We start from the raw sequence: 23,751 nt of genomic DNA, 5'->3' as shown, positions 1-23,751 counted from the left end.
ACAGCGGATGCCGACGCTTGAGAAGGCGCAGTCCGGCGAGGAGCTGGAGCAGTCCGCCTCCGCCGCCGCGTATCAGGCCGGTCAGTCCACCGGTCAGGGCGAGGGTGGTGGCCGCTTCTGGTCGGCGCGCAGGGTGCCCGCCACCCTGGTCGGCCTCGTGATGCTCGGCTGCGCGAGCCTGCTGCTCTACGACATCGCGGCCGTACGCGCCGACCGGCCCGCGATGGCCTGGCGCCGCAGCCTGGCCGAAGAGCTCGCCACCCGCCGGCTGGACGACATCTGGGTGGTTCTCGGTGCCATCGTCGCCGTGCTGCTCGGTGTCTGGCTGATCGTGCTGGCCCTCACCCCGGGGCTGCGTGGACTGCTGACGATGCGCGGTGTGCCGGGGACGCGGGCCGGTCTGGAGCGTGCCACCGCCGCGCTGGTGCTGCGGGACCGTGCCACGCAGGTCGCCGGGGTGCGGTCGGTCCGGGTGGCAGTGGGGCGCCGCAGGGTGCGGGCCCGCGCCGAAGCGCACTTCCGGGAGCTGGACGCGGTGCGCGGGGATCTCGATACCGCCCTTGAGGACGGCATCCGGCAGCTCGGCCTCGGCCGGCCGATGGGGCTGACCGTGCAGGTGCGGCGCCCGGCGAAGCGATGAGGTGGGGACGGTGCTGAGAAGCGTCAACCGGGTACTGCTGGGGCTCGTCGGGCTGGGCCTGACGGGGCTGGGCCTGGCCGTGCTGATGGCCGCGCTGGATCTGCCCCGGCGGCTGGGATTCGGGCTGCCCTCGGGCTGGTCATGGCGGGAGCCGGGTGAGGTGCTGCTGACCCAGGCGGACCGTACGCAGTGGCGGGATCAGGGCTGGTGGTGGCCGGTGGTCTTCGCCGTACTGGCGGCCCTTGTCGTGCTCTCGCTGTGGTGGGTGCTGGCGCAGGCCCGGCGGCCGCGGCTGAGCGAAGTTCTCATAGAGAGCGAAGACGGCGAAGACGGCACGGGTGCGCTGTTGCGCGGCCGTGCGCTGGAGGACGTGCTGGCCGCGGACGCGGAGTCCCTGCCCGGCGTTGACCGGGCCCAGGTGACCCTGGTCGGCCGCCGCACCGAACCCCGGGTCCACCTGGGCCTGCTGCTGGAGCCGCACGCGGCACCGGGCGACGCCGTGCAACAGCTCCGGGCGGAGGTCCTGGAACCCGCCCGCACCTCCACCGGCCTGGCCGAGCTCCCGGCGGAAGTGCGGCTGCGCAGCGTCAAACACCGCGCCGAACGGGTGAGCTGAGTCAGATCCGGTGCTGTGCCCCGCCGTCGACGGGCAGCATCGTGCCGGTCAGATACGAGGCGGCGGGGGAGAGCAGAAACGCCGCGGCCTTACCGAACTCCTCCGGTGTGCCGTAGCGGCGCAACGGGATCACCGCGGAGTGCCGCTCGCGGGCGGCCTCCGCGTCCCCGGAGAGCGCGTCGAGCTCGCCCAGCCGGTCCGTATCGATACGGCCCGGCAGCAGACCCACCACCCGGATGCCACGCGGGCCCAGCTCATGGGAGAGGGACTTGGCGAAGCCCGCCAGACCGGGGCGCAGCCCATTGGAGATGGTGAGCCCCGGAATCGGTTCGGTGACGGAGGCGGAGAGCACAAAGCCGATCACACCGCCGGCTGCGAGCCGCTCAGCGGCCGTACGGGCCAGCCGTACCGCACCCAGGAAGACGGACTCGAACGCGGTCTGCCACTGGTCATCCGTGATGGTTTCGGCGCTTCCGGCGGGCGGGCCGCCCACACTGATGAAAATGCCATCGAAACGGTTGAAATGAGTGAAAGCCGCCTCGATGAGACGGCTAGCGGCCGAGGGGTCGGCGTTGTCGGCGGTGATGCCTACGGCGTTCTCACCCAGTGTCTTCGCCGCGTCCCCGGCCGACTCCTCCGTACGGCCGGTGACGATCACCTTCGCGCCATCGGCGACCAGCTCCCGCGCCGTGGCGAAGCCCAGCCCCCGGGTAGCGCCGGTGATGACGTATGCCCTGTCCTGCAGTCCAAGATCCATGCAGTCAGTCTGCCGTGCGGGAGGTGGCGCTCGCGAGAGCGCCGTCAGCCCGCTGAGCCGCGGTGGCTGTGCGCTCCTGGGACCGGTCACGCCGCTCACGGCGGACCAGGACCACCCAGCCGACCGGGACGGCGGCCGCGAAGAGCCACCACTGGACGGCATACGCCATATGCGCGCCGATCCCGCTGTGATCCGGCTCGGGCACCGGCTGGGCGAGCTGTGCCTCGGAGGGCTTCGGCTCGGTGTCGGTCAGCTCGATGAAGCCGCCGAGCACCGGACGGCCCAGGGCCCTTGTCTGCTGCTCGCTGTTGATCAGCATCACCTGGCGGGGCGGCAGGCCGGGCCGGTCCTTGATGCCGCTGCGGGCGGTTGTCTCATCGGGCAGCAGCCGGCCGGTGACGGTGATCTTTCCGCTGGGCGCGGCAGGGACCTCGGGGAAGCTGGTCTGGTCCTCGCCCGGGGAGACCCAGCCACGGTTGACCAGCACCGCCGAGCCGTCCCGCTGGATCAGCGGAGTGAGCACGAAGTAGCCGATCTTCCTGCCGTCGGCGGCGGTCCGGCGCCGGACCACCACCTCGTGCTCGGTGTCATAGGACCCGGTGGCGGTGACCGGGCGGTACCTGTCGCTGTCGGCCACCTCACGGCCCGGGCCGGTGAGCTCACCGATCGGCACCGGCTCGGCCGCCAGACTGTCCGCGACCAGCTGGTTATGTGCCACCCGCGCCTGATGCCGGTGGAGCTGCCAGAAGCCGAGCTGAACCATGACAGGGATCAGCACGAGAGCGACCAGCGTGAGGATCACCCACTGCCGGGACAACAGGAAGCGGTACACGCTCATTGACGGTACCCGCCCCTGGTCAGCCCTTCGGCGCGGGGGCCACGTCCTGGAGGAGCTGGGTGAAGGCGGCTTCGTCGATGACCGGGGTGCCAAAGGAACGGGCCTTGGTCACCTTCGAGGTGACGGCGTCCGGGTCATTGGTCACCAGCAGGCTGGTGAGCCGCGAGACGCTGCTGGCGATATGCAGCCCCGCCTCGATCGCCCGGTCCTCCAGCAGCTCGCGGTCGGTGCAGGTGTCACCGGAGATCGCCACGCGCATGCCCTGCGTGAGCCGCCCGCCCGGCTGATAACGGCCCGGGTTGGGATACGGGCAGGCGGGCCGTTTACGCGCGGGCCGCCAGCTGGTTCCCCCGTACGGTTGAGCACGGTACCCACCGGAGGTGACCGCACCGCCGCCGTACCGGCTGTCCGACCACTCGGTGAGCGGCTGACAGGCCAGCAGCGGCAGCCGGACTCCCCCCTGGGCGGCCAGATGCAGACTCGGCCGGAAGGCCTCGGCCAGCACCCGGGCATCGTCGAGCGCGTGGTGCGCTCGTTCCTGTACGACGCCATAGTGCGCGGCGAGCGATTCCAGCTTGTGGTTGGGCAGCGGCAGGGACAGCTCCTTGGCGAGTGCGATCGTGCACAGCCGCTGCCTTACGGGCGCGGTGCGCCTCGCCCGCGCGTACTCCCGGGCGATCATCGACCAGTCGAAGAGCGCGTTGTGCGCGACCAGCACCCGGTCCGCCAGCCGGGCCGCGAACTCCTCGGCGATCTCCGGGAAGAGCGGTGCGTCGGCGAGCATGTCGCTGGTGAGTCCGTGAATCCAGGTCGGTCCGGGATCGCGCTGTGGATTGACCGGCGAGTACCAGCGGTCCTCAACATTGCCCTGGGCGTCCAGACGGTAGACGGCTGCGGACACTATCCGGTCATCACGCGCCAGCCCGGTGGTCTCCACGTCCACCACCGCATAGCCGTCCGGATAGCCCGACGGCCATACGGGGGCGGCGGCTTGCTGCTGCGCGGGAATCTGCGGTGCGGCTGCCGTCTGGTCTTCGAGCATGGTCACAGAGGATACGGGTCTTGACTGACAGCGCCCGCATCGCCGCTCAGCCGGGTGACAGCAGCCCATCGACCAGCGCTCGTACCGAGACCAGAAAGAGCCGTTCGGTATCCGGTGCCCGGGCCAGCATCCGGGCGAGGGCCGGATCGCCGTCAGCCGCCGCGGCCTCCCACAGCTCCACCTCACCGGGCCGCTGCACCGGTTGCCGCTCCCGGTTCCGCTCGACCAGAACATGGCCAATCACCTGAAACTGTACGGCCCGTACGGCCTCCGCCGCCCGCGTCCCCCGCAGTCCGGCGGCGTGCGTCTCGGTTATCAGCGCCTGCTGCGCGGGCAGGAACATCCGCTCGGTGAGGCCGCGTTCATGCACCATCGCGATCAGATGAGGGCGGGCCAGCAGCTCACGCCGCAGGGTGCGGGCCAGTGAGACGAGCCGGGTCCGGGGGGTGTGCCCAACGGCCCGTATTCCGCCCAGCTCCCGCACGGTGCGCTCAACCAGCGCGTCCAGCAGCGATTCACGGTGCCCCACATGCCAGTAGATAGAGGTGACGGCCGTGCCCAGTTCGGCGGCGAGCTTGCGCATGGTGAGTGCCCGCGGTCCCTGCTGCTTGACAAGGTCGGCTGCGGCGTCCAGCACGGCCTCGCGAGTGAGGTTCGGTCGCGTCATGGAAATCCCATCTGGCCCGTGCATCTCTCTTCACCCTTCGCGCGTCTCGTTGTAACGGTGTTACAGGCAAGAGGCAAGGCACGCTAACGAAGGGCGGTACGGCATGACACGCGTACGGTATGGCCCGCGCGGCGAGGCCGAGAGCACAGCGGCGCGGCGCGGCGGCGCCCGGCCGGCGGACATCTGGTCAACGGGTGTCGTCGCCAGCTGGGAAAGCGACCCGGAGGCGGTAGCGGCGGTACTGCCACCACCGCTCAAGCCCGGTGAGCGTCCGCTCGTACGGGCGACTATCAGCCGGGTCGAGCTGCCCGGCTATCCGCTGGGCGCTGGTTCGGTAGCGGTATCCGCATACCACAGCGGCCACCCGGGCTGGTATCCCCTGGTGATGCCGATGACCCAGGAGCGGGCACTGATCGGTGGCCGGGAGGTCTTCGGCGAGCCAAAGAAGCTCGGCGAGGTGACCCTGGCACGCGAAGGCGCGGCCATCCGGGCCCAGCTGGCGCGGCACGGCATCGCGTTTGTGGAGGTGCGTGGTGTGGTGGGTGGGGAACTGCCGCTGCCCGGGGAGACCGAGAAGCTTGACTTCTACTTCAAGTTCCTGCCCGCGGTGGACGGCAACGGCTTTGACACTGACCCGGTGCTGATCTACTGCACCCGCCGGGAGAAGGTTCGCAAGCTCGCAGCGGTCAACGGCGAAGTGGTGCTGCGCGAGTCCGCCCATGACCCGGTCGTCGATCTGCCCGTACGGCGCCTCGTCGAGATCACCCTTGGGGAGAAGACCACCGACCAGCGAGGACGGGTCGCCGAGCGGGTCAGTGCGCGGGCGCTGCTGCCGTATATCCACCAGCGCTACGACGACGCACGGCAGATCCTCGACGAGCCGCCCGCGGAGGAGAGCTGATGGAGCTTCGCGCGGGACAGACCGCCGTTGTCACGGGTGCGGCCAGCGGCATCGGGCTGGCCATGGTGCGGCGCTTCGCCGCCGAGGGGCTGAACGTCGTCCTCGCGGATGTTGAGGAGGGCGCGCTGCGAAAGGCGGCGGAGGAGCTGCGCGAAAGCGGTGCGGTGGTCCTGGCACAGGTGGTGGACGTCAGCGCACGCGATGCGGTGGAGGCGCTGGCCGAGGCGGCGTACGAGACCTTTGGCGCCGTCCATGTGCTGTGCAACAACGCGGGCGTGGGTTCCGGTGCCGAAGGCCGGATGTGGCAGCACGACCCCCATGACTGGCAGTGGGCCTTCGCGGTGAACGTATGGGGCGTATTCCATGGGATACAGGCCTTTGTGCCCCGGATGCTGGCCACCCAGGAGCCCGGCCATGTCGTCAACACCTCCTCGGGGGACGGAGGCATCGCCCCGCTGCCGACCGCCTCGGTCTATGCCGTGACCAAGGCGGCCGTCGTGACCATGACGGAATCGCTCTACGCCCATCTCACAGCGGAAGGAGCGGGTATCGGCGCCTCCGTCCTCTTCCCCGGCCCGCACATGCTGCGCACCGGGCTGTGGGAGTCGCACCGCAACCGGCCCCAGCGCTACGCCAAGTCCCGGCCCCGTAAAACCCCTTACCGCAGCCTTGACCAGTGGGAGACGGCGATGCGCGAGGCCGGGCATCAGGTGCGGTTCACCCCGGTCGAGGAGGTCGCCGAGCTGGTCATGGACGGCATCCGCTCTGACCGCTTCTGGATGCTGCCCGCGAGTGAGCGCAGCGACGCACAGATCCGGGCCCGCGCCCAGTCGATGCTGGACCGCGCGAACCCGGCGTATCTCGAAAGCTTCATCCTGGATTGAGAGGGGATCGCGATGACGGACCCATACCTGATCATCTCCTCCGACTGCCATGCCGGGCTCCCCACCGAGGAGTACCGGCCGTATCTGGAGGGAAAGTTCCACCGGGCCTTCGATGACTTCCTCAGCCGCCGCGACGCCCGTATCGCTGAGGCGACCCGCCTGGGGGTGCGTAACGAGGCCTTCGCCGCCAAATGGTTCGCGGACCATGCGGAGGGCCTGCGCGGAGGCTGGGATCCCGCACAGCGGATCAAGGAACTGGACGGCGACGGGGTGGCGGCCGAAGTCGTCTTCCCGGACGCCGACGCCGTGGACAGCCGGACCGCCGCCCCCTTCGGAGTGGGCCTTGGACTCTCCGGCGACCAGGACCCGGAGCTGGGCATGGCGGGCGCCCGGGCGCACAACCGCTGGCTGGCGGAGTTCTGCTCCGCGCACCCCGAACGTCACTGTGGTGTCGCTCTCCTGCCCATCACCGGTGAGGTGGACCAGGTCATCGCCGAGATCCACCGGGCCAGGGAGTCGGGGCTGGGTGCGCTGATGATCCCCTCGATGTGGGTCGACAAGGCGCCGTATCATGACCGCCGTTATGACCCTGTCTGGGCTGCGGCGGCCGAGGCCCGGATGCCGCTCATCACCCACTCCGGCAACGCACCGCGCCATGAGTACGGCGACCATCTGGGTATCTATGTCTCCGAGGTGACGTGGTGGCCGGCCCGGCCGCTGTGGTTCATGCTCTGGTCCGGGGTCTTCGAGCGCCACCCCGGGCTGCGCTTCGGGGTGGCGGAGTCCGGCTGCTGGTGGCTGCCGAATCTGCTGTGGTTTATGGACCGGCTCTATCTCGGCGCGCACGGCGGCAAGAAGCTTTCGCCGTTCGCCGAACTGAAGCGGCCGCCGCATGAGTATCTGGACCGCAATATCTTTCTCTGTGCCACCAACACCAAACGGCGTGAGCTGGCCCAGCGCTATGAGATCGGCGTCGACAACATCCTGTGGGGCAGCGACTTCCCGCACCCCGAAGGCACATGGCCGCATACGGGAGAGTGGCTGCGGAAGACGTTCCATGACATCCCCATCGGTGAGACCCGGCGGATGCTGGGGGAGTCGGCGGCGGATGTCTTCGGCTTCGACAAGCAGCAGCTCGCACCCATCGCACGCCGTATCGGACCGACCCCGGCCGACCTCGGCCAGCCCGCGAACCAGGCGCCGGTCGAGGAGTCCTGGCGGCGCTCCCGGGAGACCGGCCGGCACTGGCTGACCGGCTTCGACTTTCCCTTTATCGGGGTGGGGTCATGAGCGATCGCTATACGGTCATCTCCGCCGACTGCCACGCGGGCGCGGATCTGCTGGACTACAAGCCATATCTGGCGAAAAAGCACCATGACGCCTTTGACGCCTGGGCGGCGGAGTACGTCAATCCTTATGAGGACCTGCTCGCCGACACGGCCGACCGCAACTGGAACTCCGAGCGGCGGCTCAACGAGCTGGCCGAGGACGGGATCGTGGCGGAGGTCATCTACCCCAACACCATCCCGCCGTTCTTTCCCAGTGCCTCACTGATGGCACCGGCGCCGTCCCCGGCGGAGTTTGAGCAGCGCTGGGCCGGGCTGCGTGCGCATAACCGCTGGCTGGCCGATTTCTGTGCCGCCGCCCCCGGCCGTCGCGCCGGGATCGCCCAGATCCTGCTGGGTGATATGGACGAGGCGGTGAAAGAAGTGCGCTGGGCCAAGCAAGCCGGGCTGACCGGTGGGATCCTGCTGCCCGGTACGCCGCCCGGCTCTGGGCTTCCCGAGCTTTACTCGCAGGTGTATGAACCGCTGTGGGCGGTCTGCGAGGAGCTGGATGTGCCGGTCAACCACCACGGCGGCGCAGCCTCGCCACCACTGGGCGAAGAGCCCGCGGCGCGCGCGGTCTTTATGGTGGAGACGACCTGGTTCTCCCACCGGGCGCTGTGGCACCTCCTCTTCGGCGGCGTCTTCCGCCGCCACCCAGGCCTTCGGCTGGTCCTCACCGAGCAGGGCTCCGGCTGGATTCCTGGTGTGCTGGAGATGCTGGACTACTACCACGGCAGGCTGGTCGCGGCCGCCGGTAACGAGGCCGGTAAGGCCGCCACCGCCGAGGCCAAGTTCGGGGCCGGGCTGGCCGAGGCGATGGGCAAGGGGCCGAGCGCGGTCTGGCGGGAGAACTGCTTTGTGGGCGCCAGCTTTATGCGCCCGCATGAGGTGCCGCTGCGCGAACGGATCGGGCTCGACAAGATTATGTGGGGCAGCGACTACCCCCATGACGAGGGCACCCATCCCTATTCGCGCGAGGGGCTGCGTATCGCCTACGCCGGTCTGCCACAGGATGAGATCGCGCGGCTGGTGGGCGGTAACGCCGCCCGCGTCTACGGCTTTGACCTCCGGCTGCTGGACCGTATCGCCGCCAGGGTCGGACCGACGGTCGAGGAGATCGCCGAGCCTTTGGAGAAGATCCCGGCGGACGCCACCAGCCCGGCCTTCGCCCCGGGCGGGAATGTACGCGTCTGGTGACATCCCCGGCATAGCGGGACCGGTCGTCGCTGTTGACGGCCCGTCTCTCATACTTGTCGGTAACAACCCCTAGCCCTGGCCCATCAGCGGCTCTACCGTGCCCGTATGCCGAGTGCGCTCCCCGATGTCGTGTTGTGGTCCATCCCCGCCTTCGTCCTGCTGACCGTCATCGAGATGGTCAGCTACCGGCTCCACCCGGACGAGGACGCAGCCGGATACGAGACCAAGGACGCCGCCACCAGCATCACCATGGGCCTGGGCAGCCTGGTCTTCGACGCGCTGTGGAAGATACCGATTCTCGCCATCTATGTGGCCGTCTATGAGCTCACCCCGCTTGAGGTGCCCATCCTGTGGTGGACCGTCCTGCTGATGCTGCTCGGCCAGGACTTCTTCTACTACTGGTCGCACCGGGGCCACCATGTCATCCGGATTCTGTGGGCCTGTCATGTGGTGCACCACTCCAGCCGGAAGTTCAACCTCACGACCGCGTTGCGTCAGCCGTGGACGACGTGGACCGTCTGGCCGTTCTATCTCCCGCTGATCGCGCTCGGCGTCCACCCGGCGGCGCTGGCCTTCTGCTCCTCGGCCAACCTCGTCTATCAGTTCTGGATCCACACCGAACGGATCGGCAAGCTGCCCCGGCGCATTGAGTTCCTGTTCAATACGCCCTCGCACCACCGGGTCCACCACGCGTCCCAGGGGGACTATCTGGACCGTAACTTCGGCGGCATCCTCATCATCTGGGACCGGCTCTTCGGCTCCTTCACACCGGAGACGGAGCCCTGTGTCTTCGGTCTCACCAAGAACATCAGCACCCATAATCCCCTGCGGGTGGCCACCCATGAGTACGTCGCCATCGGACGGGATCTGAAGGCCGCGCGCAGCTGGTCCGAACGCGCCGGCCGGCTGCTGCGCGGCCCCGGCTGGCAGCCCACGCAGCAGACGTCCCCGACCCGTTCCGTGGCTCCGCCCCTCACCAAAACCGGAACCCCGTCCCGCCCCCCGCACCTGTAGCACGGCCCCGCAGGGGCCGGGGCGTTTCCCCGATCCCACCCCTTCCCGTAACCGGGGGCTGCCGCCCCCAGACCCCCAGGTGTTGTGGGCACTCGGGCCGCCCGAGGGGCGATGGGGGTACCTCCCAGCCCGTTCAGGGCCTGGGGGAGGGTGGGCACAACACCGGCCACCGGCCCGCACCGGCCCAATCCCGGGGCCCCGGGGCGAAGCCCCGGTTCCGGAAAGGGGCGGGAATTGGGGAAACTCACCCGGCATCCCCGCAGCCGGGCGAAGCTCCGCCACGCGGCGGAGCCGCATGTCGGTGCAGCCGGGAAGGGGCGGGAATCGGGGAAACCCACCCTCGGTACCCCGCCCCCCGGGGGGCGAAGCCCCTCCGCGCGGCGCCAGCCGCATATCGGTACAGCCGGGAAGGTGGGGGCACCTCCTGGGGGCACCTCCCAGACGAAGTCTGGGGGAGATAGCTGGGGGAGGGATACGGGGAAACCCACCACGGCACCCCCGCCCCCCGGGGCGAAGCCCCGCCGCGCGGCGGAGCCGCATATCGGTACAGCCGGGAAAGGGGCGGGATACGGGAAGCCCCCCGGTGGCCTACTTCCGTACGGCCGCCAGCGCGTCGACAATGCCGTACCCGTAGAAGCTGTTGATGTGCTCCGTGCCGGTGCACTCCGCCGCGTACCTGCCGTCCCCGCCCGGATCAAACGCTCCGTCAGGGCACTTGGTGCTCATCGCCTGGGCCTTCAGCCGCCAGCCGAGCTCCTGCGGAGTGACGTCCGGGTGCTTGCTCCTGATAAGCGCGGCGACACCGGCGACATACGGACCGGCCATTGAGGTGCCCTGCAGGAAGGCGTACTCGCCGTCCGGCATGGTGGACAGGACGCCACCGCTCTTGGCCGGTGCCTCCGGGATCTGGTAGCGGCTGTCACCGCCCGGTGCCGCGACGTCGATCTGCCCTTGGCCGTAGTTGGAGTAGAACGACTTCAGCTTGTGCGAGCCGGTCGCCGCGACCGACGTCACACCATCGAGCTGGGTCGGCAGATCCGGGCAGACCTTCGGATCGATGCTCCGCTCGACCGGGGTCGAGTCATTGGGGCTGGTCGTGTCCACGATCTCCTTGGCGGCCAGATCGTGGTTGGAGTTGCCGGCCGAGGTGACATGGGCGGTGCCCTTGCCCTGTGCGTACCTCATCGAGCGGCTCACCGCGTCGACGAGAGCCTTCTGGTCCGCGTCGTCCCGGCAGGTGTAGAGCCATGGGTCGATGTAGTAGCTGTTGTTGGTGATTTCGACGCCCTTCTTGGCGGCGAACATAAACGCGCAGACCACGGCCTCCGTATAGAAGAAGCCCTCACCCGGCTCACTCACCTTGATGGAGGAGACCTGTACGCCCGGAGCGGCACCGGCGATGCCTGTCCCATTGCGCGGGGCGGCGATGATGCCCGCGACATGCGTGCCGTGGTAGCTGCCGTCCGGATAGGGGCGCCACGCGCCGTGGGAGGTGTCGGGTATGCCGCCCACACAGTTGGCGGACTGCTTCCTGGAGAAGTTCGGGGCCAGATCGGGATGGGTGTCATCGACCCCGGTGTCGATCACGGCGACGGTGACATCCCGGCTGCCCTCACTGACCTTGTGGGCCTTGTCGGCCTTGATCTGCGGCAGGCCCCACTGCAGGGACTCCAGCGGCTCCTGGGCGGTCGCCGCCGAGCGGAACCGCTGTGCGGGCTCTTCGATGTACTCCGGCTCGCCCACATCGGTGGTGGCGGCCGTCTCCAGCGGTGCGGTACGGGTGGCCCCCGCCGAGTCGATGCCCTTGACGGCCCGGATGTCCTTGCCGAAGTCCGGGTTCTTCGAGTGCGCGACGATCACGCCGATCTTCGTATACGCGGTGACGACGGTGCCGTTGGCCCTCGCTATCGCCTTCGCCGCCTTCTTCACCGCGCCCTTGCCGGCCTTGGTGTTGACGACGTACGACAGCTTCGGGCCGTTCTCCGCGGCCGTTCCCTTCGCGAGCGCCGTACTCGCACCGGGCAGCAGCCCGAGCGAGGCGGTCAATGCCAGCCCGACGGGAATCGCGAGCAGACGCCGGCGTCTGGTGGAAGGTCTCAGTGCCATGGGATCTCCATGTCCTCGTGATCACGCTTGGGGTGAACCACCCGTTCATATAACGGACTTGACCGTTCGGGTGCGTGCCGATGGAAGCTATCGCTCACCGATGAGCGGCAGCAATGGGGCAACAAGATCGAGACCGGCGGGAACAGAGGGTGATCACGAGGTGACTTCAACGATCTGTTGAATGTCGGAGGGGTCGCGTACGCTGCCAGGCAGAAGTTCCAACCGTAGGAGGGGCTGCCGCGCATGTTGACGGACACATACGGCCGGGTCGCGACCGACCTGCGGGTGTCGCTGACCGACCGCTGCAACCTGCGCTGCACGTACTGCATGCCGGAAGAGGGACTGCAATGGCTGGCCAAGCCCGAGCTGCTCACCGATGACGAGATCGTCCGGCTGATCCGGATCGCCGTCACCGAGCTCGGTGTCACCGAGGTCCGCTTCACCGGCGGGGAGCCGCTGCTGCGCCCTGGGCTTGTCTCCCTCGTCGAGCGCTGCGCCGCCCTGGAGCCGCGCCCCAAGATGTCTCTGACCACCAATGGCATCGGCCTGGAGCGCACCGCCACCGCGCTGCGCGACGCCGGTCTCGACCGGGTCAATGTTTCCCTGGACACCCTTGACCCCGAGGTCTTCCAGCGGATGACCCGCCGCAAGCGGCACGCCGATGTGCTGCGTGGCCTGGCGGCCGCCCGCGAAGCCGGCCTGACCCCGGTCAAGGTCAACGCCGTGCTGATGCCCGGGCTCAATGACGCCGAGGCCCCCGACCTGCTCTCCTGGGCCGTTGAGAACGACTATGAGCTGCGCTTTATCGAGCAGATGCCGCTGGACGCCCAGCATGGCTGGCAGCGCGACGGCATGATCACCGCTGGTGACATCCTGGAGTCGCTGCGCACCCGCTTTACGCTGACCCCCGAGGAGGAGGGTGAGCGGGGATCCGCCCCCGCCGAGCGCTGGATCGTCGACGGCGGTTCCCACCGGGTCGGCGTCATCGCCTCGGTCACCCGGCCGTTCTGCCGTGCCTGCGACCGGACCCGGCTGACCGCCGACGGCCAGGTCCGCACCTGCCTCTTCGCCCGCGAGGAGTCCGATCTGCGCGGTGCGCTGCGCTCCGGGGCTGAGGACACGGAGATCGCCCGGCTGTGGAAGGTCGCGATGTGGGGCAAGAAGGCGGGCGCGGGTATCGACGATCCGTCCTTCGTGCAGCCTGACCGCCCGATGTCAGCGATCGGCGGCTGAGTCCCACTCCGCCAGGGGAACGACATCCTTGAGGAAGCCGCGCGCGCCCAGGAACTTCGACAGATACTCGCGGTGCTCCTCGCACGCCAGCCAGGTCTTGCGGCGTTCTGGCGTGTGCACCTTCGGGTTGTTCCAGGCGAGCACCCAGAGGGCGGGCGCGCGGCAGCCCTTGGCGGAGCAGATCGGCGAGTCTTCAGTCGTCACGTCCCCCATCCAAGCACCTCGCCCGAGCATGGCGACGCCGGGCAGCCACGGGGGGAGCCGCCCGGCGTCGGTCCGTCGCTCCGACGGGGGATGCGGAGCGCGTACGAAGTATGGCATGTGTGGACCCACGTAGTGCACCGGAACAGCATGATTGATCTGAGCTTTTCTTGAGCTTTGCGCTCCGTAGAGATCATCCCCCGTCCCGCTCCGAGTCATTGGGGCTGGTCGGAGGCGATTTCGGGGTGTCTTCCGGGGAGTTGAGCATCGGTCGCGGCGGCGTCGGAATATAAGTGGAGGGAATCGCGGGGGAGTTCTCCCGGCCCGCGTTGGCGATCACTACGGCGATGTACGGCAGCGTCACGCCCAGCACCAGGGTCACCACGGCCAGCGGGCGCTGCACATTCCACAGCACGACGGTGAGCAGGACCGACACCGTGCGGACCAGCATGGAGATCACGTAGCGGCGCTGCCTGGCCCGCACATCGTCGGCCAGGCTCTGCCGGGCCTCCGTGATGCGGAAGACCTCAGGGCTGCGCTGCTTCCGCATCACGTTCCACCACCTGATCACACGCCGGTCAAGGACGTCCCGGTCGCTTTCCACGGTACGCCGCTGCCCTACCGCATTCGAGACCGGGCCATGGCGCAGAAGAAGAGGGTGCGGACCCGCCATGGTTCGTATGGCGTACTCCGTCATGCGGCGTAGTCGCCCTCAGTACAGGCTGAGAGAACACGCGGTGGGAACACGCGGTGGGAGCACGCGGCCCGGGCGCCGCAGGAGGAGGCGATATGAGCTGGCTGTGGGCGATCATCCTGGGACTGATCCTGGGGGTGCTGGCCCGTGTCATCCTCCCCGGTAAGCAGGCCATCCCCATCTGGCTGACGATCATCTTCGGCGTCCTCGGCGCCCTGCTGGGGAACGCGGTCGCGAGCTGGATCGGAGTGGCCGACACCAGGGGCATCGACTGGGTCCGGCACTTGCTGCAACTGGGCGGTGCCGTACTCATCGTGGCCCTTGGCACACCGCTGTGGGGGTCGGTCAGAGGCAGGAAAACCCGCTAGCGACAGCTGCGAGAACGGCCGGGGTGCTGGGCAGAGCACCCCGGCCGCCGTATGCCTGAGGGGCCGGGAGGCCGGGAGGCCGGGAGGCCGGCTACAGCCCCTTGATCTCGGCGACCTTGCGGCCCGCCTTGAGGTAGACGGTGCCCGAGACACCCGCCTCGGCCAGCTTCTCCGGGACGACCTCGGCCAGCGGGCGCAGCGCGTCCGCCTCGGGCAGCACGACCGTCTCCTGACCGCCGCCGGTCTCGACGACCAGCCGCAGACCGTTCTGCTTGGCGATCCGGCGGGCGGCCGAGGCGCTGGGGGTGAACTCGAGAACCCTGGTGAGAATGGCGGCGATGCCCTCCCCGCCGTGCTCACCCGCGTCCACGGACGGCAGGGTCCCGACATCGTGGAAGGACTTCTTGGAGAACTGGGCGGTAAAGCCCGCCCGCGCCGCTGTCGCCGCCTCCACGCCGTACAGCGCCGCCACCACCTCACCGGCCAGGATCTTCTTCAGATCCATCGGATGCAGCGACTTCTCCTCGATCCGGGAAAGAGCGAGGGCGATCTCCTCGTCCGTCCACTCGGTCCAGGCCTTGAGGTAGGGCTCCATCAGCCGGTCCGGAATCGACATGATCTTCCCGAAGACATCATCGGCGGATGACGTCAGCCCGACGTAGTTGTTCTTGGACTTGGACATCTTGGCGCCGGTGCCGTCCGTGCCCTCGATCAGCGGCATGGTCACCACGAGCTGCGGCTGCTGGCCACGCAGCTCCATCAGTTTCCGGCCCATCTGCAGATTCAGCAGCTGGTCGGCGCCGCCCAGCTCCACATCGCACTCCAGCGCCACAGAGTCGAGGGCCTGCGCGATCGGGTAGAGCAGCTCCGACATCGTCAGCCCGGAGCCAGCCGCGAGCCGGCTGCGGAAGTCCTCACGCTGGAGCAGCTGCGAGACCGGCACCTGGGCGAGGAGACCCAGCAGCTCAGGGAAGGTATAGGGGGCCAGCCACTCGCTGTTCTGCCGGAAGCTGACCTTCTCGAAGTCGACGAAGGGCCGCACCTGCCCCCGGTAGCCCGCGAGGTTCCTGGCGATGTCCTCATCGGTCAGTGGCGGCCGCTCGGCCGTGCGGCCCGACGGGTCGCCGATCTTGGCGGTGAAGTCACCGATGAGCAGGGTGACGTCATGCCCCATCCGCTGGAAACGGCTGAGGATGATCACCGGCACGGCATGGCCCAGATGCATATCGGCCGCGGTCGGGTCGATACCCAGCTTGATGCCCAGTCCCCTGCCCTCAGCGCGGCGCTCCTCGATCCGCTCGGCCAGCTTGTCGGCGCCCGGCAGGACCTCGACCGAGCGGGCGGCGATCAGCTCGGCCTGCTCCTTCGCCGACAGGTCCGTCAGGTCCAGATAGCGCCTCGCCTTGGTCTCCGTGAGCAGCTGCTCCACGGTCGAGTCGGAGGAGAGGTTTTGCGCCAGCAGTGCGCTGGCGCGTGCGACGGAGTCGCCGAGGCGTGTCATCGTGGTGTTCCTGTGGATGCTGGTCGGACGGAGGACAGGTCGAGTCTATTGGGTCCCGTCATACGCCCCGGCTGACGGAGCTCATATTGAAGTCCGGGATACGCAGCGCGGGCATCGCGGTGCGGTTGAACCAGTCCGACCACTCCCGGGGCAGCGTGCCCTCGCTGCGCCCGGCCTCGGTGGCGCGGGAGAGCAGATCGACCGGGGACTCATTGAAGCGGAAGTTGTTCACCGCACCGACCACCTCGCCGTCCCGTACGAGATAGACGCCATCCCGGGTCAGCCCGGTGAGCAGCAGGGTGGCCGGATCCACCTCGCGGATGTACCAGAGGCAGGTCAGCAGCAGCGCGGGCCCGTCATGCCCGGAGCCCGCGACCATCTCGTCCAGCGAGCGGCCGCCGCCGCCCTCCAGAATGAGATTGCCGACCGGCGGCGTCACCGGCAGCCCGGTCAGGCCCGCCGAGTGCCGGGTGGTGAGCAGATGGGTCAGCTCGCCCTCGTGGATCCAGTCGGTGGCCGTCAGCGGCAGCCCGTTGTCGAAGACGGAGGCGTCGTCCCCGGAGGAGTGCGCGATAACGAAGGGCGCCGCCTCCAGCCCTGGGGCACCCGGGTCGCTGCGCAGCGTCAGGGGTAGCTCCGACAGCCTCTCCCCGACCCGGGTCCCACCGCCCGCCTTGCTGAACACGGTCCGGCCCTCGGCGGCGTCCCGGGCCCCGGACGACCAGAACTGGTAGATCAGCAGGTCCGCCACGGCGGTTGGCGGCAGCAGCGTCTCGTACCGCCCGGCGGGCAGCTCGAGCCGCCGCTCGGACCAGTCGAACCGCTGGGCGAGTTCGGCGTCGAGCGCGGCCGGGTCCACATCCGTGAAGTCACGGGTCGCCCGCCCCGCCCAGGCGGACTTCGTATGATCCGCGGACTTCGCGTTCAGCTCCAGCGACCCAGTGGGCTGATCATGGCGGAGCCGCAGTCCCGTGGACGTACCGAGGTAGCTGGACACAACCTCGTGGCTGGCGAAGCCGTACAGCTCGCGGCCGCCGGCCCGAGCGCGGGCGAAGGACTCCCCGAGGGCCGGGGCGAAGGCAGCGAACACGTCCGAGGAGGTCTCGGCAGGGGCCTCGGTGAAGTCAGGAGAGCCGGGCACCCCCTCGACCAGCGGCTGGGCGTCCTCGGCCGGCCCCGCGGTACGGGCGGCGTCCTCGGCGGCTCGTACGAGCGGTTCCAGCTCATCGGCGGTCACCGCTGAATGGGAGACCACACCCGAGGCGGTGCCCCGTGCGCCGTCGACGGTGGCGATGACCGTGAGCGCACGGCCACGGGTGACGCCGTTCGTCGTCAGCGCGTTGCCCGCCCAGCGCAGATTGGCGCTGGTGTGCTCATCGGCGATCACGACACAGCCATCGGCACGCGAAAGCTCCAGAGCACGCTCGACGACCTCATGGGGAGCGATGGGCTTGGTCACCGTCCGGCCTCCTGGCTGGTGTTGAGGCTGTGCTGACCCGAGTGGTAACCCCCGGACCCCCAGCCGGAATCTGTGGTGCGGGTGCCGTTCACCGTCCGGCCTCCTGGCTGGTGTTGAGGATATTGACGCCGCGGAACAGGGCGGAGGGGCAGCCGTGCGAGACGGCGGCGATCTGGCCCGGCTGGGCCTTGCCGCAGTTGAACGCGCCGCCCAGGACGTACGTCTGCGGCCCGCCGACCGCGTCCATCGAGCCCCAGAAGTCGGTGGTGGTCGCCTGATAGGCGACATCCCGCAGCTGACCCGCCAGCTTTCCGTTCTCGATCCGGAAGAAACGCTGCCCGGTGAACTGGAAGTTGTAGCGCTGCATATCGATCGACCACGACCGGTCGCCGACCACATAGATGCCGCGGTCCACACCTCCGATCAGCTCCTCGGTGGACGGCCCGTCCGGCGCGGGCCGCAGCGATACGTTCGCCATCCGCTGCACCGGCACATGCCCGGGTGAGTCCGCGAAGGCGCAGCCGTTCGACCGGCCCAGGCCCGTCAGCTTCGCGATCCTGCGGTCCAGCTGGTAGCCGACAAGCACACCGTCCCTGACCAGATCCCAGGACTGCGCCGCGACGCCCTCGTCGTCGTAGCCGATGGTCGCCAGACCGTGCTCGGCAGTGCGGTCACCGGTCACATTCATGATCTTCGAGCCGTACTTCAACGTGCCGAGCTGGTCGAAGGTGGCGAATGAGGTGCCCGCGTACGCCGCCTCATAGCCCAGTGCCCGGTCCAGCTCCGTGGCGTGGCCGATCGACTCATGGATGGTGAGCCAGAGATTGGACGGATCCACCACCAGGTCGTAGCGCCCGGGCTCCACACCGGGCGCCGCCATCTTCTCGGCGAGCAGCCCGGGAACCCGCGCCAGCTCGGCGTCCCAGTCCCAGCCCGTTCCCTGCAGATACTCCCAGCCCCGGCCGACCGGAGGTGCGATGGTGCGCATCGATTCGAAGTCACCTGAGTCGCTCACCGCCACCGCGGTGAGCTGCGGATGCAGCCGTACCCGCTGCTGTGTGGTGACCGTACCGGCCGTATCGGCGTAGAACTTGTTCTCCTGCACGGTCAGCAGCGCCGCGTCGACATGGGAGACCGCGTCTGCCGACAGCAGCCGCTGGCTCCACTGGGCGAGCTGCCCGGTCTTGTGCTCATCCGGGATGTCGAAGGGGTTGATCTCGTAGCTGGAGACCCAGCTACGCTCCCCGTGCACCGGCTCCTCCGCCAGCTCCACCCGCTCGTCCGAACCGGCCGCCTGGATCACCTTCGCCGACAGCTTGGCCATCGCCACGGCCTGGGAGGCCACCCCGGCGGCAGCGTCCATGGTCAGATCCACCCCGGCGGCGAAGCCCCAGGCCCCGCTGTGCACCACCCGCACCGCGTATCCGGTGTCGGTGGTGTCCGAGGCGCCGGACAGTTTCGCGTCCCGTAGCCGCCAGGACGCACTCCGCACCCGCTCAAAGCGGAAGTCGGCATGCTCGGCGCCCAGTGACCGGGCACGCGCCAGCGCGGCGTCGGCGAGCGCGCGCATCGGCAGTGCGGTGAAGGTCTCATCGATGGAATGAGGCAAGGCTTCCTCCCATGGTCGGCTAACCGATCATGCCTTGTTCCGGAGGTTCATGCCGGTATTTCTGTAGGGATCCAACAGCGGGCCAATGGTGCCCCCTGTCGGTGCCCGATTCTTCCTCAGGGGCTGCGGCCCGATAGTTTCGTACTGCACAGCCGACTACCCACGACACAGCAAGAGAAGAAGGTGGTCCCTTGAGCCGCTCGGTTCTCGTCACCGGAGGCAACCGCGGCATCGGCCTCGCCATCGCGCGTGCCCTCGCCGAGGCAGGCGACAAGGTCGCCATCACCTACCGCTCGGGCGAGCCCCCGGCGGGGTTCTTGGCGGTGAAGTGCGACATCACCGACTCCGAGCAGGTGGAGCAGGCCTACAAGGAGATCGAGGAGAAGCAGGGCGCGGTCGAGGTGCTGGTGGCCAACGCCGGTGTCACCCGTGATCAGCTGTTGCTGCGGATGTCCGAGGAGGACTTCACCTCGGTCCTCGAGACCAACCTCACCGGTACCTTCCGGGTCGTCAAGCGCGCCTCGCGCGGCATGCTGCGGGCCCGCAAGGGCCGTATCGTGCTGATCTCCTCCGTCGTCGGCCTGCTGGGTTCGGCGGGGCAGGCCAACTACGCCGCCTCCAAGGCCGGTCTGGTCGGCTTCGCCCGCTCGCTCGCCCGCGAGCTGGGCTCCCGCAACATCACCTGCAATGTCGTCGCGCCGGGTTTCGTCGACACCGACATGACGCGTGCGCTCAGCGAGGAGCAGCGTGCGGGCATCGTGGGCCAGGTCCCGCTGGGCCGCTACGCGCAGCCCGAGGAGATCGCCGCCTCGGTGCGCTTCCTGGCTTCCGACGAGGCCGCGTACATCACTGGAGCCGTCATCCCGGTTGACGGCGGATTGGGCATGGGTCACTGAACGATATGAGCGGAATCCTCGCTGGCAAGCGCATCCTCGTCACCGGAGTCCTCACCGAGGGGTCCATCGCCTTCCACGCGGCCAAGGTCGCCCAGGAGGAGGGCGCCGAGGTGATCCTGACCGGCTTCGGGCGGCTCTCCCTCGTGGAGCGGATCGCCAAGCGGCTGCCCAAGCCCGCACCGGTGATCGAGCTGGACGTGACCAACCAGGAGCAGCTGGACGGCTTGGCCGACAAGGTGCGTGAGCATGTCGACGGCCTGGACGGCATTGTGCACTCCATCGCCTTCGGCCCGCAGGGCGCCTTCAACTTCCTGGAGGCGAGCTGGGAAGACGTCGGTACCGCCGTGCATGTCTCGGCGTACTCGCTCAAGTCGCTGACCATGGCCTGCCTGCCGCTGATGCCGCGCGGTGGCTCGGTCGTCGGCCTCACCTTCGACGCGCAGATCGCCTGGCCGAAGTACGACTGGATGGGCGTGGCCAAGGCGGCCCTGGAGTCCACCAACCGCTACCTCGCGCGTGACCTGGGCGCCAAGAACGTCCGCTGCAACCTGGTCTCGGCGGGCCCGCTCAAGTCAATGGCCGCCAAGTCCATCCCGGGCTTCGAGGAGCTGGCGGACGTGTGGAACCACCGCGCCCCGATCGGCTGGGACCTGGCCGACCCGGAGCCCGCGGGCCGCGGCGTCGTCGGCCTGCTGTCGGACTTCTTCCCGAAGACGACAGGCGAGATCGTGCACGTCGACGGCGGCGTACACATGATGGGCGCGTAACACCCGCGTAGCACCCGGGGCCCAGGCGCTGGCGGACTTCCCCTAACCTCCCCTTCCCGAAACCGGGGGCTTGCGCCCCCAGACCCCACAGTGTTGTGGGCAGTCGTTCCGCAGGGCGTGGGGGCACCTCCTGGGGGCACCTCCCAGACGGAGTCTGGGGGAGGTAGCTGGGGGAGGGTGGGCACAACAGACCCGCACCCGAGGGACATCCGGGGCCCGGGGCGTGAGCCCCGGTTCCGGGAAGGGGCGGGTTCGGGGACGCCCACCCGGGCGCCCCGAGGGGCGCGGGGTCACCCCGGCGGGGTGACCCCGCGGCAGGGAAGCGCGTACGACCCGGCCTCCCGCGCCGCGGCATCCGCGTCGCCGTCGCGGATCGCCGCCACCATGCGATGGTGATCCAGATGCTCCTCGGGGTGCAGCTTCTCGCCCACATCCCAGCGGAGAAAGTCACGCAGGACGGCGCCCAGATCGGCGTAGAGAGCGGTCAGCACCTCGTTGTGCGAGGCCTTCACGACCGCCAGATGCAACGTCGCGTCCGCTTCCACAAACCGCTCCACCTCACCCGTCGCCCACGCGGCCTCCCGCCGCTCCAGCAGGGTCTCCAGCTGCCGTAGATCCTGCTCGGTGCGCCGCCGTGCGGCCAGCCGGGCACCCTCCGCCTCCAGGGTGGAGCGCAGTTCGGCGACATGCTGGGGGTCGGCGTGCGCGAAGCGCCGGTGCATCACCCCGGCCAGCTCGCTGGTCGCCAGCACATACGTGCCCGAACCCTGCCGGATGTCCAGCAGCCCGTTGTGGGCGAGCGCCCGGATCGCCTCGCGCACCGTGTTACGGGCCACCCCCAGCTGTTCGACCAGCTCGGGCTCGGTGGGGATGCGGGAGCCGACGGGCCACTCACCGGAGGTGATCTGGTCGCGCAGCTCGTCGATGACCTGGTCGGCGAGAGCCGAGCGACGGGGCGAGGTCAGCGGCATGGCTCTCCTGACAGGTCGACAGCGGTTGGCGGTAATACATCCTATGATTCTATGATGGCCGCCATGGCCAGGGACGACCAGCTCACGCACGACCAGCTCACGCACGACACATCCGCCGGCTCCGACGGCCCGGCAGCGAGCCGGGGCCGTGCGGCGGCTGTCGCTTCCTCGCCCTGGACCCTCCGCCTTGTGCTCGTCGGCCTCATCCTGGCAGCCCTCAATCTCCGTCCGGCCGTTGCCGGACTCGGTCCACTGCTGGCGGAGGCCCGGGACGCCCTGGGGATGAGCGGCACCGTCGCGGGTCTGCTCACCTCGATGCCGGCACTGTGCTTCGCGCTGTTCGGCGGCGTCGCGCCCCGACTGGCCCGCCGCTGGGGCCCCGCCGCCGTGGTGCTCGCCGGAATGGCGGCGATCACCGCTGGTCTGGCACTGCGCCCGCTGGCGGGCGGCACCGTGGTCTTCCTGCTCACCAGCGCCCTCGCACTGGCCGGTATAGCGGTCAGCAATGTGCTGATGCCCGTGATCGTCAAGCGCTGGTTCCCGGACCGGGTCGGCACCATGACGGGGCTCTACTCCATGTCGCTGGCCCTGGGCACCGCGGCCGCGGCCGCGCTGACCGTTCCTGTGGCCCAGGCGCTGGGCGGCAGTTGGCGCGTCGGTCTCGGCCTCTGGGCGCTCCTGGCCGCGCTCGCCGTGTTGCCCTGGACCGGCGTGCTGCTGCGCAGCCGTACGGCCCGCGAGATCCCGCGGGCCGACTCCCGGCCGGTAACCGCGGAAACGGTGCCGGTTCCGATCACCCGCTCCACCACCGCCTGGGCGCTCGGTGTCTTCTTCGGCTTCCAGGCCACCGCCGCCTACGTCACCCTCGGCTGGCTGCCGCAGATCTTCCGGGACGCCGGGGTCCCCGCCGTCACCGCCGGGGTACTGCTCGCGGTCACCATGGGACTGGGAGTCCCGCTCTCCTTCGTGCTGCCCCGGATCGCCGCCCGGCTCAGCCACCAGGGGCCGATCGTTGTTGTCCTCGGGCTGTGCGGTCTGAGCGCGTACGCCGGGCTCTGGCTGGCCCCGGCCGGTGGTGCCTGGGCTTGGGCGCTGCTGCTCGGTGTCTCCAACTGTGCCTTTCCGCTCGTACTGACCATGATCGGCATGCGGGCGCGAAGCAGCGCCGGGGTCGCCAAGCTCTCCGCCTTCGTACAGGGCACCGGCTATCTGCTCGCCATTCCCGGGCCGCTCCTGGTCGGCGCGCTGCATGACAGCAGCGGCGGCTGGCATGCCCCGCTCACCTTGCTGGTGACGCTGATGCTCGCCCAGATTACGGTCGGTGTCTTCGCGGGGCGGGACCGCTGCGTCGAGGACGGCGACTGAATGCGACACTGGGCCGTATGCCAGTGCTCGATCCCAATCCCGGCAACGGACAGAAGAAGCTGCTGATGGTCTTCGGGGCGATGATCGGTATCACCGTCCTCATCGGCGTGATCGCCGCCATCGCCGCCCCCTGAGCCAGCCTTTGCGGCTAAATCTCCCCCAGACTCCTTCCCCAGCTACCGCTGGGAGGTGCCCCCAGGGAGGTGCCCCCAGCCGCTTTCGCGGACCTGGTTGCTCGTCGTTGGGGTGGCTCAATTGATGGTTCGGGTTTCATGGCCCGTAGTCATTGTTGCCCGGGGGCTGGCACCACTGTTCCCTAGGGGGTGGGCTCCGGGGTAAGTGGGTGGTTCACCGGATGGGAACGCCTCCCGCGCTTCCGTAACTTCGAGGTACACCGCTCGAAGATCGACGAAGCTGACGGAGGCGAGTTCCATGACGGCCCGTGCGCACACGCGGACCTCCTGCCCGGCGGCCAGCGGTGTGGGTAAGCGGTTGCGCTGGTGGGCCGTCGTGCTTCCGGTGACCGTCTTTGCCGTGCTGCTGGCGCTGTCCGTCGGTGGTGGTGAGGCCCGGGCCAACGACGCCGTCGGCCTGCCGGTCGCCCAGTTCCTGGGATACCTCCAGCAGTCGCTGGGGAGCTGATCTCCTGTACTGGCGTATCACCCGTGCCGGGGAGCAGCCTCAACACCCCGAGCCC

At 69.2% G+C, this 23,751-nt stretch carries 25 protein-coding genes; 14 read left to right on the top strand and 11 right to left on the bottom strand.

The genetic code is table 11. From position 1 onward, the window contains the following. The first annotated feature begins 7 nt into the window (after window positions 1-7). Window positions 8-640 carry a DUF6286 domain-containing protein gene (locus tag test1122_RS02265; protein ID WP_232271718.1) on the top strand — a complete coding sequence of 211 codons (633 nt, stop codon included), beginning with the start codon at window positions 8-10 and terminating at the stop codon, window positions 638-640. A gap of 1 nt (window position 641) precedes the next feature. Further along, window positions 642-1,256, top strand: a complete 615-nt coding sequence (gene amaP / locus test1122_RS02260; protein ID WP_232267463.1) for an alkaline shock response membrane anchor protein AmaP — start codon at window positions 642-644, stop codon at window positions 1,254-1,256. Between the two features lies 1 nt (window position 1,257). On the opposite strand, the gene test1122_RS02255 is transcribed toward amaP, so the two are convergent. From test1122_RS02255 to test1122_RS02240, 4 genes are read right to left on the bottom strand one after another with little or no spacing between them, the layout of a single operon-like run. Next, window positions 1,258-2,013, bottom strand: a complete 756-nt coding sequence (locus test1122_RS02255) for an SDR family oxidoreductase (RefSeq protein ID WP_232267462.1) — start codon at window positions 2,011-2,013, stop codon at window positions 1,258-1,260. 4 nt (window positions 2,014-2,017) lie between these two features. Then, window positions 2,018-2,845 (bottom strand): SURF1 family cytochrome oxidase biogenesis protein, encoded by an 828-nt coding sequence (locus test1122_RS02250; protein ID WP_232267461.1) that lies wholly within the window; start codon window positions 2,843-2,845, stop codon window positions 2,018-2,020. 25 nt (window positions 2,846-2,870) lie between these two features. Continuing rightward, entirely contained in the window at window positions 2,871-3,893 is a 1,023-nt protein-coding gene (locus test1122_RS02245; protein WP_232267460.1) for a DEDDh family exonuclease, read from the bottom strand. Between the two features lie 46 nt (window positions 3,894-3,939). Next, window positions 3,940-4,560 carry a TetR/AcrR family transcriptional regulator gene (locus test1122_RS02240; protein ID WP_232267459.1) on the bottom strand — a complete coding sequence of 207 codons (621 nt, stop codon included), beginning with the start codon at window positions 4,558-4,560 and terminating at the stop codon, window positions 3,940-3,942. A gap of 103 nt (window positions 4,561-4,663) precedes the next feature. Between test1122_RS02240 and test1122_RS02235 the strand changes: the two genes are divergently transcribed. The 5 genes from test1122_RS02235 to test1122_RS02215 all read left to right on the top strand — a co-directional run bounded on the left by test1122_RS02235 (window position 4,664) and on the right by test1122_RS02215 (window position 9,884). Continuing rightward, window positions 4,664-5,461 (top strand): acetoacetate decarboxylase family protein, encoded by a 798-nt coding sequence (locus test1122_RS02235; protein WP_232267458.1) that lies wholly within the window; start codon window positions 4,664-4,666, stop codon window positions 5,459-5,461. Further along, window positions 5,461-6,345 (top strand): SDR family NAD(P)-dependent oxidoreductase, encoded by an 885-nt coding sequence (locus test1122_RS02230; protein WP_232267457.1) that lies wholly within the window; start codon window positions 5,461-5,463, stop codon window positions 6,343-6,345. The genes test1122_RS02235 and test1122_RS02230 overlap by 1 nt, the downstream gene beginning before the upstream one ends. 12 nt (window positions 6,346-6,357) lie before the next feature. After that, complete coding sequence (locus tag test1122_RS02225) at window positions 6,358-7,635, top strand: amidohydrolase family protein (protein ID WP_232267456.1); 1,278 nt, start codon at window positions 6,358-6,360, stop codon at window positions 7,633-7,635. After that, on the top strand, window positions 7,632-8,870 hold the full coding sequence (locus tag test1122_RS02220; RefSeq protein WP_232267455.1) for an amidohydrolase family protein: 1,239 nt from the start codon (window positions 7,632-7,634) through the stop codon (window positions 8,868-8,870). The genes test1122_RS02225 and test1122_RS02220 overlap by 4 nt, the downstream gene beginning before the upstream one ends. Window positions 8,871-8,975: 105 nt before the next feature. Continuing rightward, window positions 8,976-9,884 (top strand): sterol desaturase family protein, encoded by a 909-nt coding sequence (locus test1122_RS02215; protein ID WP_232267454.1) that lies wholly within the window; start codon window positions 8,976-8,978, stop codon window positions 9,882-9,884. Window positions 9,885-10,472: 588 nt separating this feature from the next. Here the strand turns inward: test1122_RS02215 and test1122_RS02210 are convergent. Next, window positions 10,473-11,990, bottom strand: a complete 1,518-nt coding sequence (locus tag test1122_RS02210) for a S8 family peptidase (RefSeq protein ID WP_232267453.1) — start codon at window positions 11,988-11,990, stop codon at window positions 10,473-10,475. A 243-nt stretch (window positions 11,991-12,233) separates the two neighbouring features. Between test1122_RS02210 and moaA the strand changes: the two genes are divergently transcribed. Further along, window positions 12,234-13,223 carry a GTP 3',8-cyclase MoaA gene (gene moaA, locus test1122_RS02205; RefSeq protein WP_232267452.1) on the top strand — a complete coding sequence of 330 codons (990 nt, stop codon included), beginning with the start codon at window positions 12,234-12,236 and terminating at the stop codon, window positions 13,221-13,223. Here the strand turns inward: moaA and test1122_RS02200 are convergent. Next, window positions 13,206-13,427, bottom strand: a complete 222-nt coding sequence (locus tag test1122_RS02200) for a hypothetical protein (RefSeq protein ID WP_422396904.1) — start codon at window positions 13,425-13,427, stop codon at window positions 13,206-13,208. The two genes, moaA and test1122_RS02200, sit on opposite strands and share 18 nt — an antisense overlap. Window positions 13,428-13,617: 190 nt before the next feature. Further along, the gene (locus test1122_RS02195) at window positions 13,618-13,974 is read right to left on the bottom strand and encodes a DUF3099 domain-containing protein (protein WP_232271717.1); all 357 of its coding nucleotides are present in this window, start codon (window positions 13,972-13,974) and stop codon (window positions 13,618-13,620) included. A 239-nt stretch (window positions 13,975-14,213) separates the two neighbouring features. On the opposite strand from test1122_RS02195, the gene test1122_RS02190 reads away from it, so the two are divergent. Continuing rightward, entirely contained in the window at window positions 14,214-14,486 is a 273-nt protein-coding gene (locus test1122_RS02190) for a GlsB/YeaQ/YmgE family stress response membrane protein (protein WP_232267450.1), read from the top strand. A 91-nt stretch (window positions 14,487-14,577) separates the two neighbouring features. On the opposite strand, the gene tyrS is transcribed toward test1122_RS02190, so the two are convergent. From tyrS to test1122_RS02175, 3 genes are all read right to left on the bottom strand, one after another. Further along, on the bottom strand, window positions 14,578-15,987 hold the full coding sequence (gene tyrS, locus test1122_RS02185; protein WP_232267449.1) for a tyrosine--tRNA ligase: 1,410 nt from the start codon (window positions 15,985-15,987) through the stop codon (window positions 14,578-14,580). A gap of 58 nt (window positions 15,988-16,045) precedes the next feature. Then, window positions 16,046-17,446 (bottom strand): metallopeptidase TldD-related protein, encoded by a 1,401-nt coding sequence (locus tag test1122_RS02180; RefSeq protein ID WP_232267448.1) that lies wholly within the window; start codon window positions 17,444-17,446, stop codon window positions 16,046-16,048. Between the two features lie 88 nt (window positions 17,447-17,534). After that, window positions 17,535-19,016 carry a TldD/PmbA family protein gene (locus test1122_RS02175; RefSeq protein WP_422397055.1) on the bottom strand — a complete coding sequence of 494 codons (1,482 nt, stop codon included), beginning with the start codon at window positions 19,014-19,016 and terminating at the stop codon, window positions 17,535-17,537. A 230-nt stretch (window positions 19,017-19,246) separates the two neighbouring features. Here test1122_RS02175 and fabG point away from each other — a divergent pair, with 230 nt between their 5' ends. Beyond that, window positions 19,247-19,951 (top strand): 3-oxoacyl-[acyl-carrier-protein] reductase, encoded by a 705-nt coding sequence (gene fabG, locus test1122_RS02170; RefSeq protein ID WP_232267446.1) that lies wholly within the window; start codon window positions 19,247-19,249, stop codon window positions 19,949-19,951. A 5-nt stretch (window positions 19,952-19,956) separates the two neighbouring features. Further along, window positions 19,957-20,718: an enoyl-ACP reductase FabI gene (gene fabI / locus test1122_RS02165; RefSeq protein WP_232267445.1), complete on the top strand. Its 762-nt coding sequence runs from the start codon at window positions 19,957-19,959 to the stop codon at window positions 20,716-20,718. Between the two features lie 290 nt (window positions 20,719-21,008). On the opposite strand, the gene test1122_RS02160 is transcribed toward fabI, so the two are convergent. Further along, window positions 21,009-21,689, bottom strand: coding sequence for a FadR/GntR family transcriptional regulator (locus tag test1122_RS02160; RefSeq protein WP_232267444.1), 681 nt, complete (start codon window positions 21,687-21,689; stop codon window positions 21,009-21,011). Window positions 21,690-21,752: 63 nt separating this feature from the next. Between test1122_RS02160 and test1122_RS02155 the strand changes: the two genes are divergently transcribed. The 3 genes from test1122_RS02155 (at window position 21,753) to test1122_RS02150 (ending at window position 23,696) form a co-directional block, all read left to right on the top strand. Beyond that, on the top strand, window positions 21,753-23,054 hold the full coding sequence (locus tag test1122_RS02155) for a CynX/NimT family MFS transporter (RefSeq protein ID WP_232267443.1): 1,302 nt from the start codon (window positions 21,753-21,755) through the stop codon (window positions 23,052-23,054). Between the two features lie 17 nt (window positions 23,055-23,071). Then, entirely contained in the window at window positions 23,072-23,188 is a 117-nt protein-coding gene (locus test1122_RS26540; RefSeq protein ID WP_277879787.1) for an SGM_5486 family transporter-associated protein, read from the top strand. 298 nt (window positions 23,189-23,486) lie between these two features. Beyond that, complete coding sequence (locus test1122_RS02150) at window positions 23,487-23,696, top strand: hypothetical protein (RefSeq protein ID WP_232267442.1); 210 nt, start codon at window positions 23,487-23,489, stop codon at window positions 23,694-23,696. The last annotated feature ends 55 nt before the right edge of the window (window positions 23,697-23,751 follow it).

It is taken from the genome of Streptomyces gobiensis (assembly GCF_021216675.1).
Taxonomy (GTDB): Bacteria; Actinomycetota; Actinomycetes; order Streptomycetales; family Streptomycetaceae; genus Streptomyces; species Streptomyces gobiensis.
This window is presented reverse-complemented; position numbering and strand designations above follow the sequence as displayed.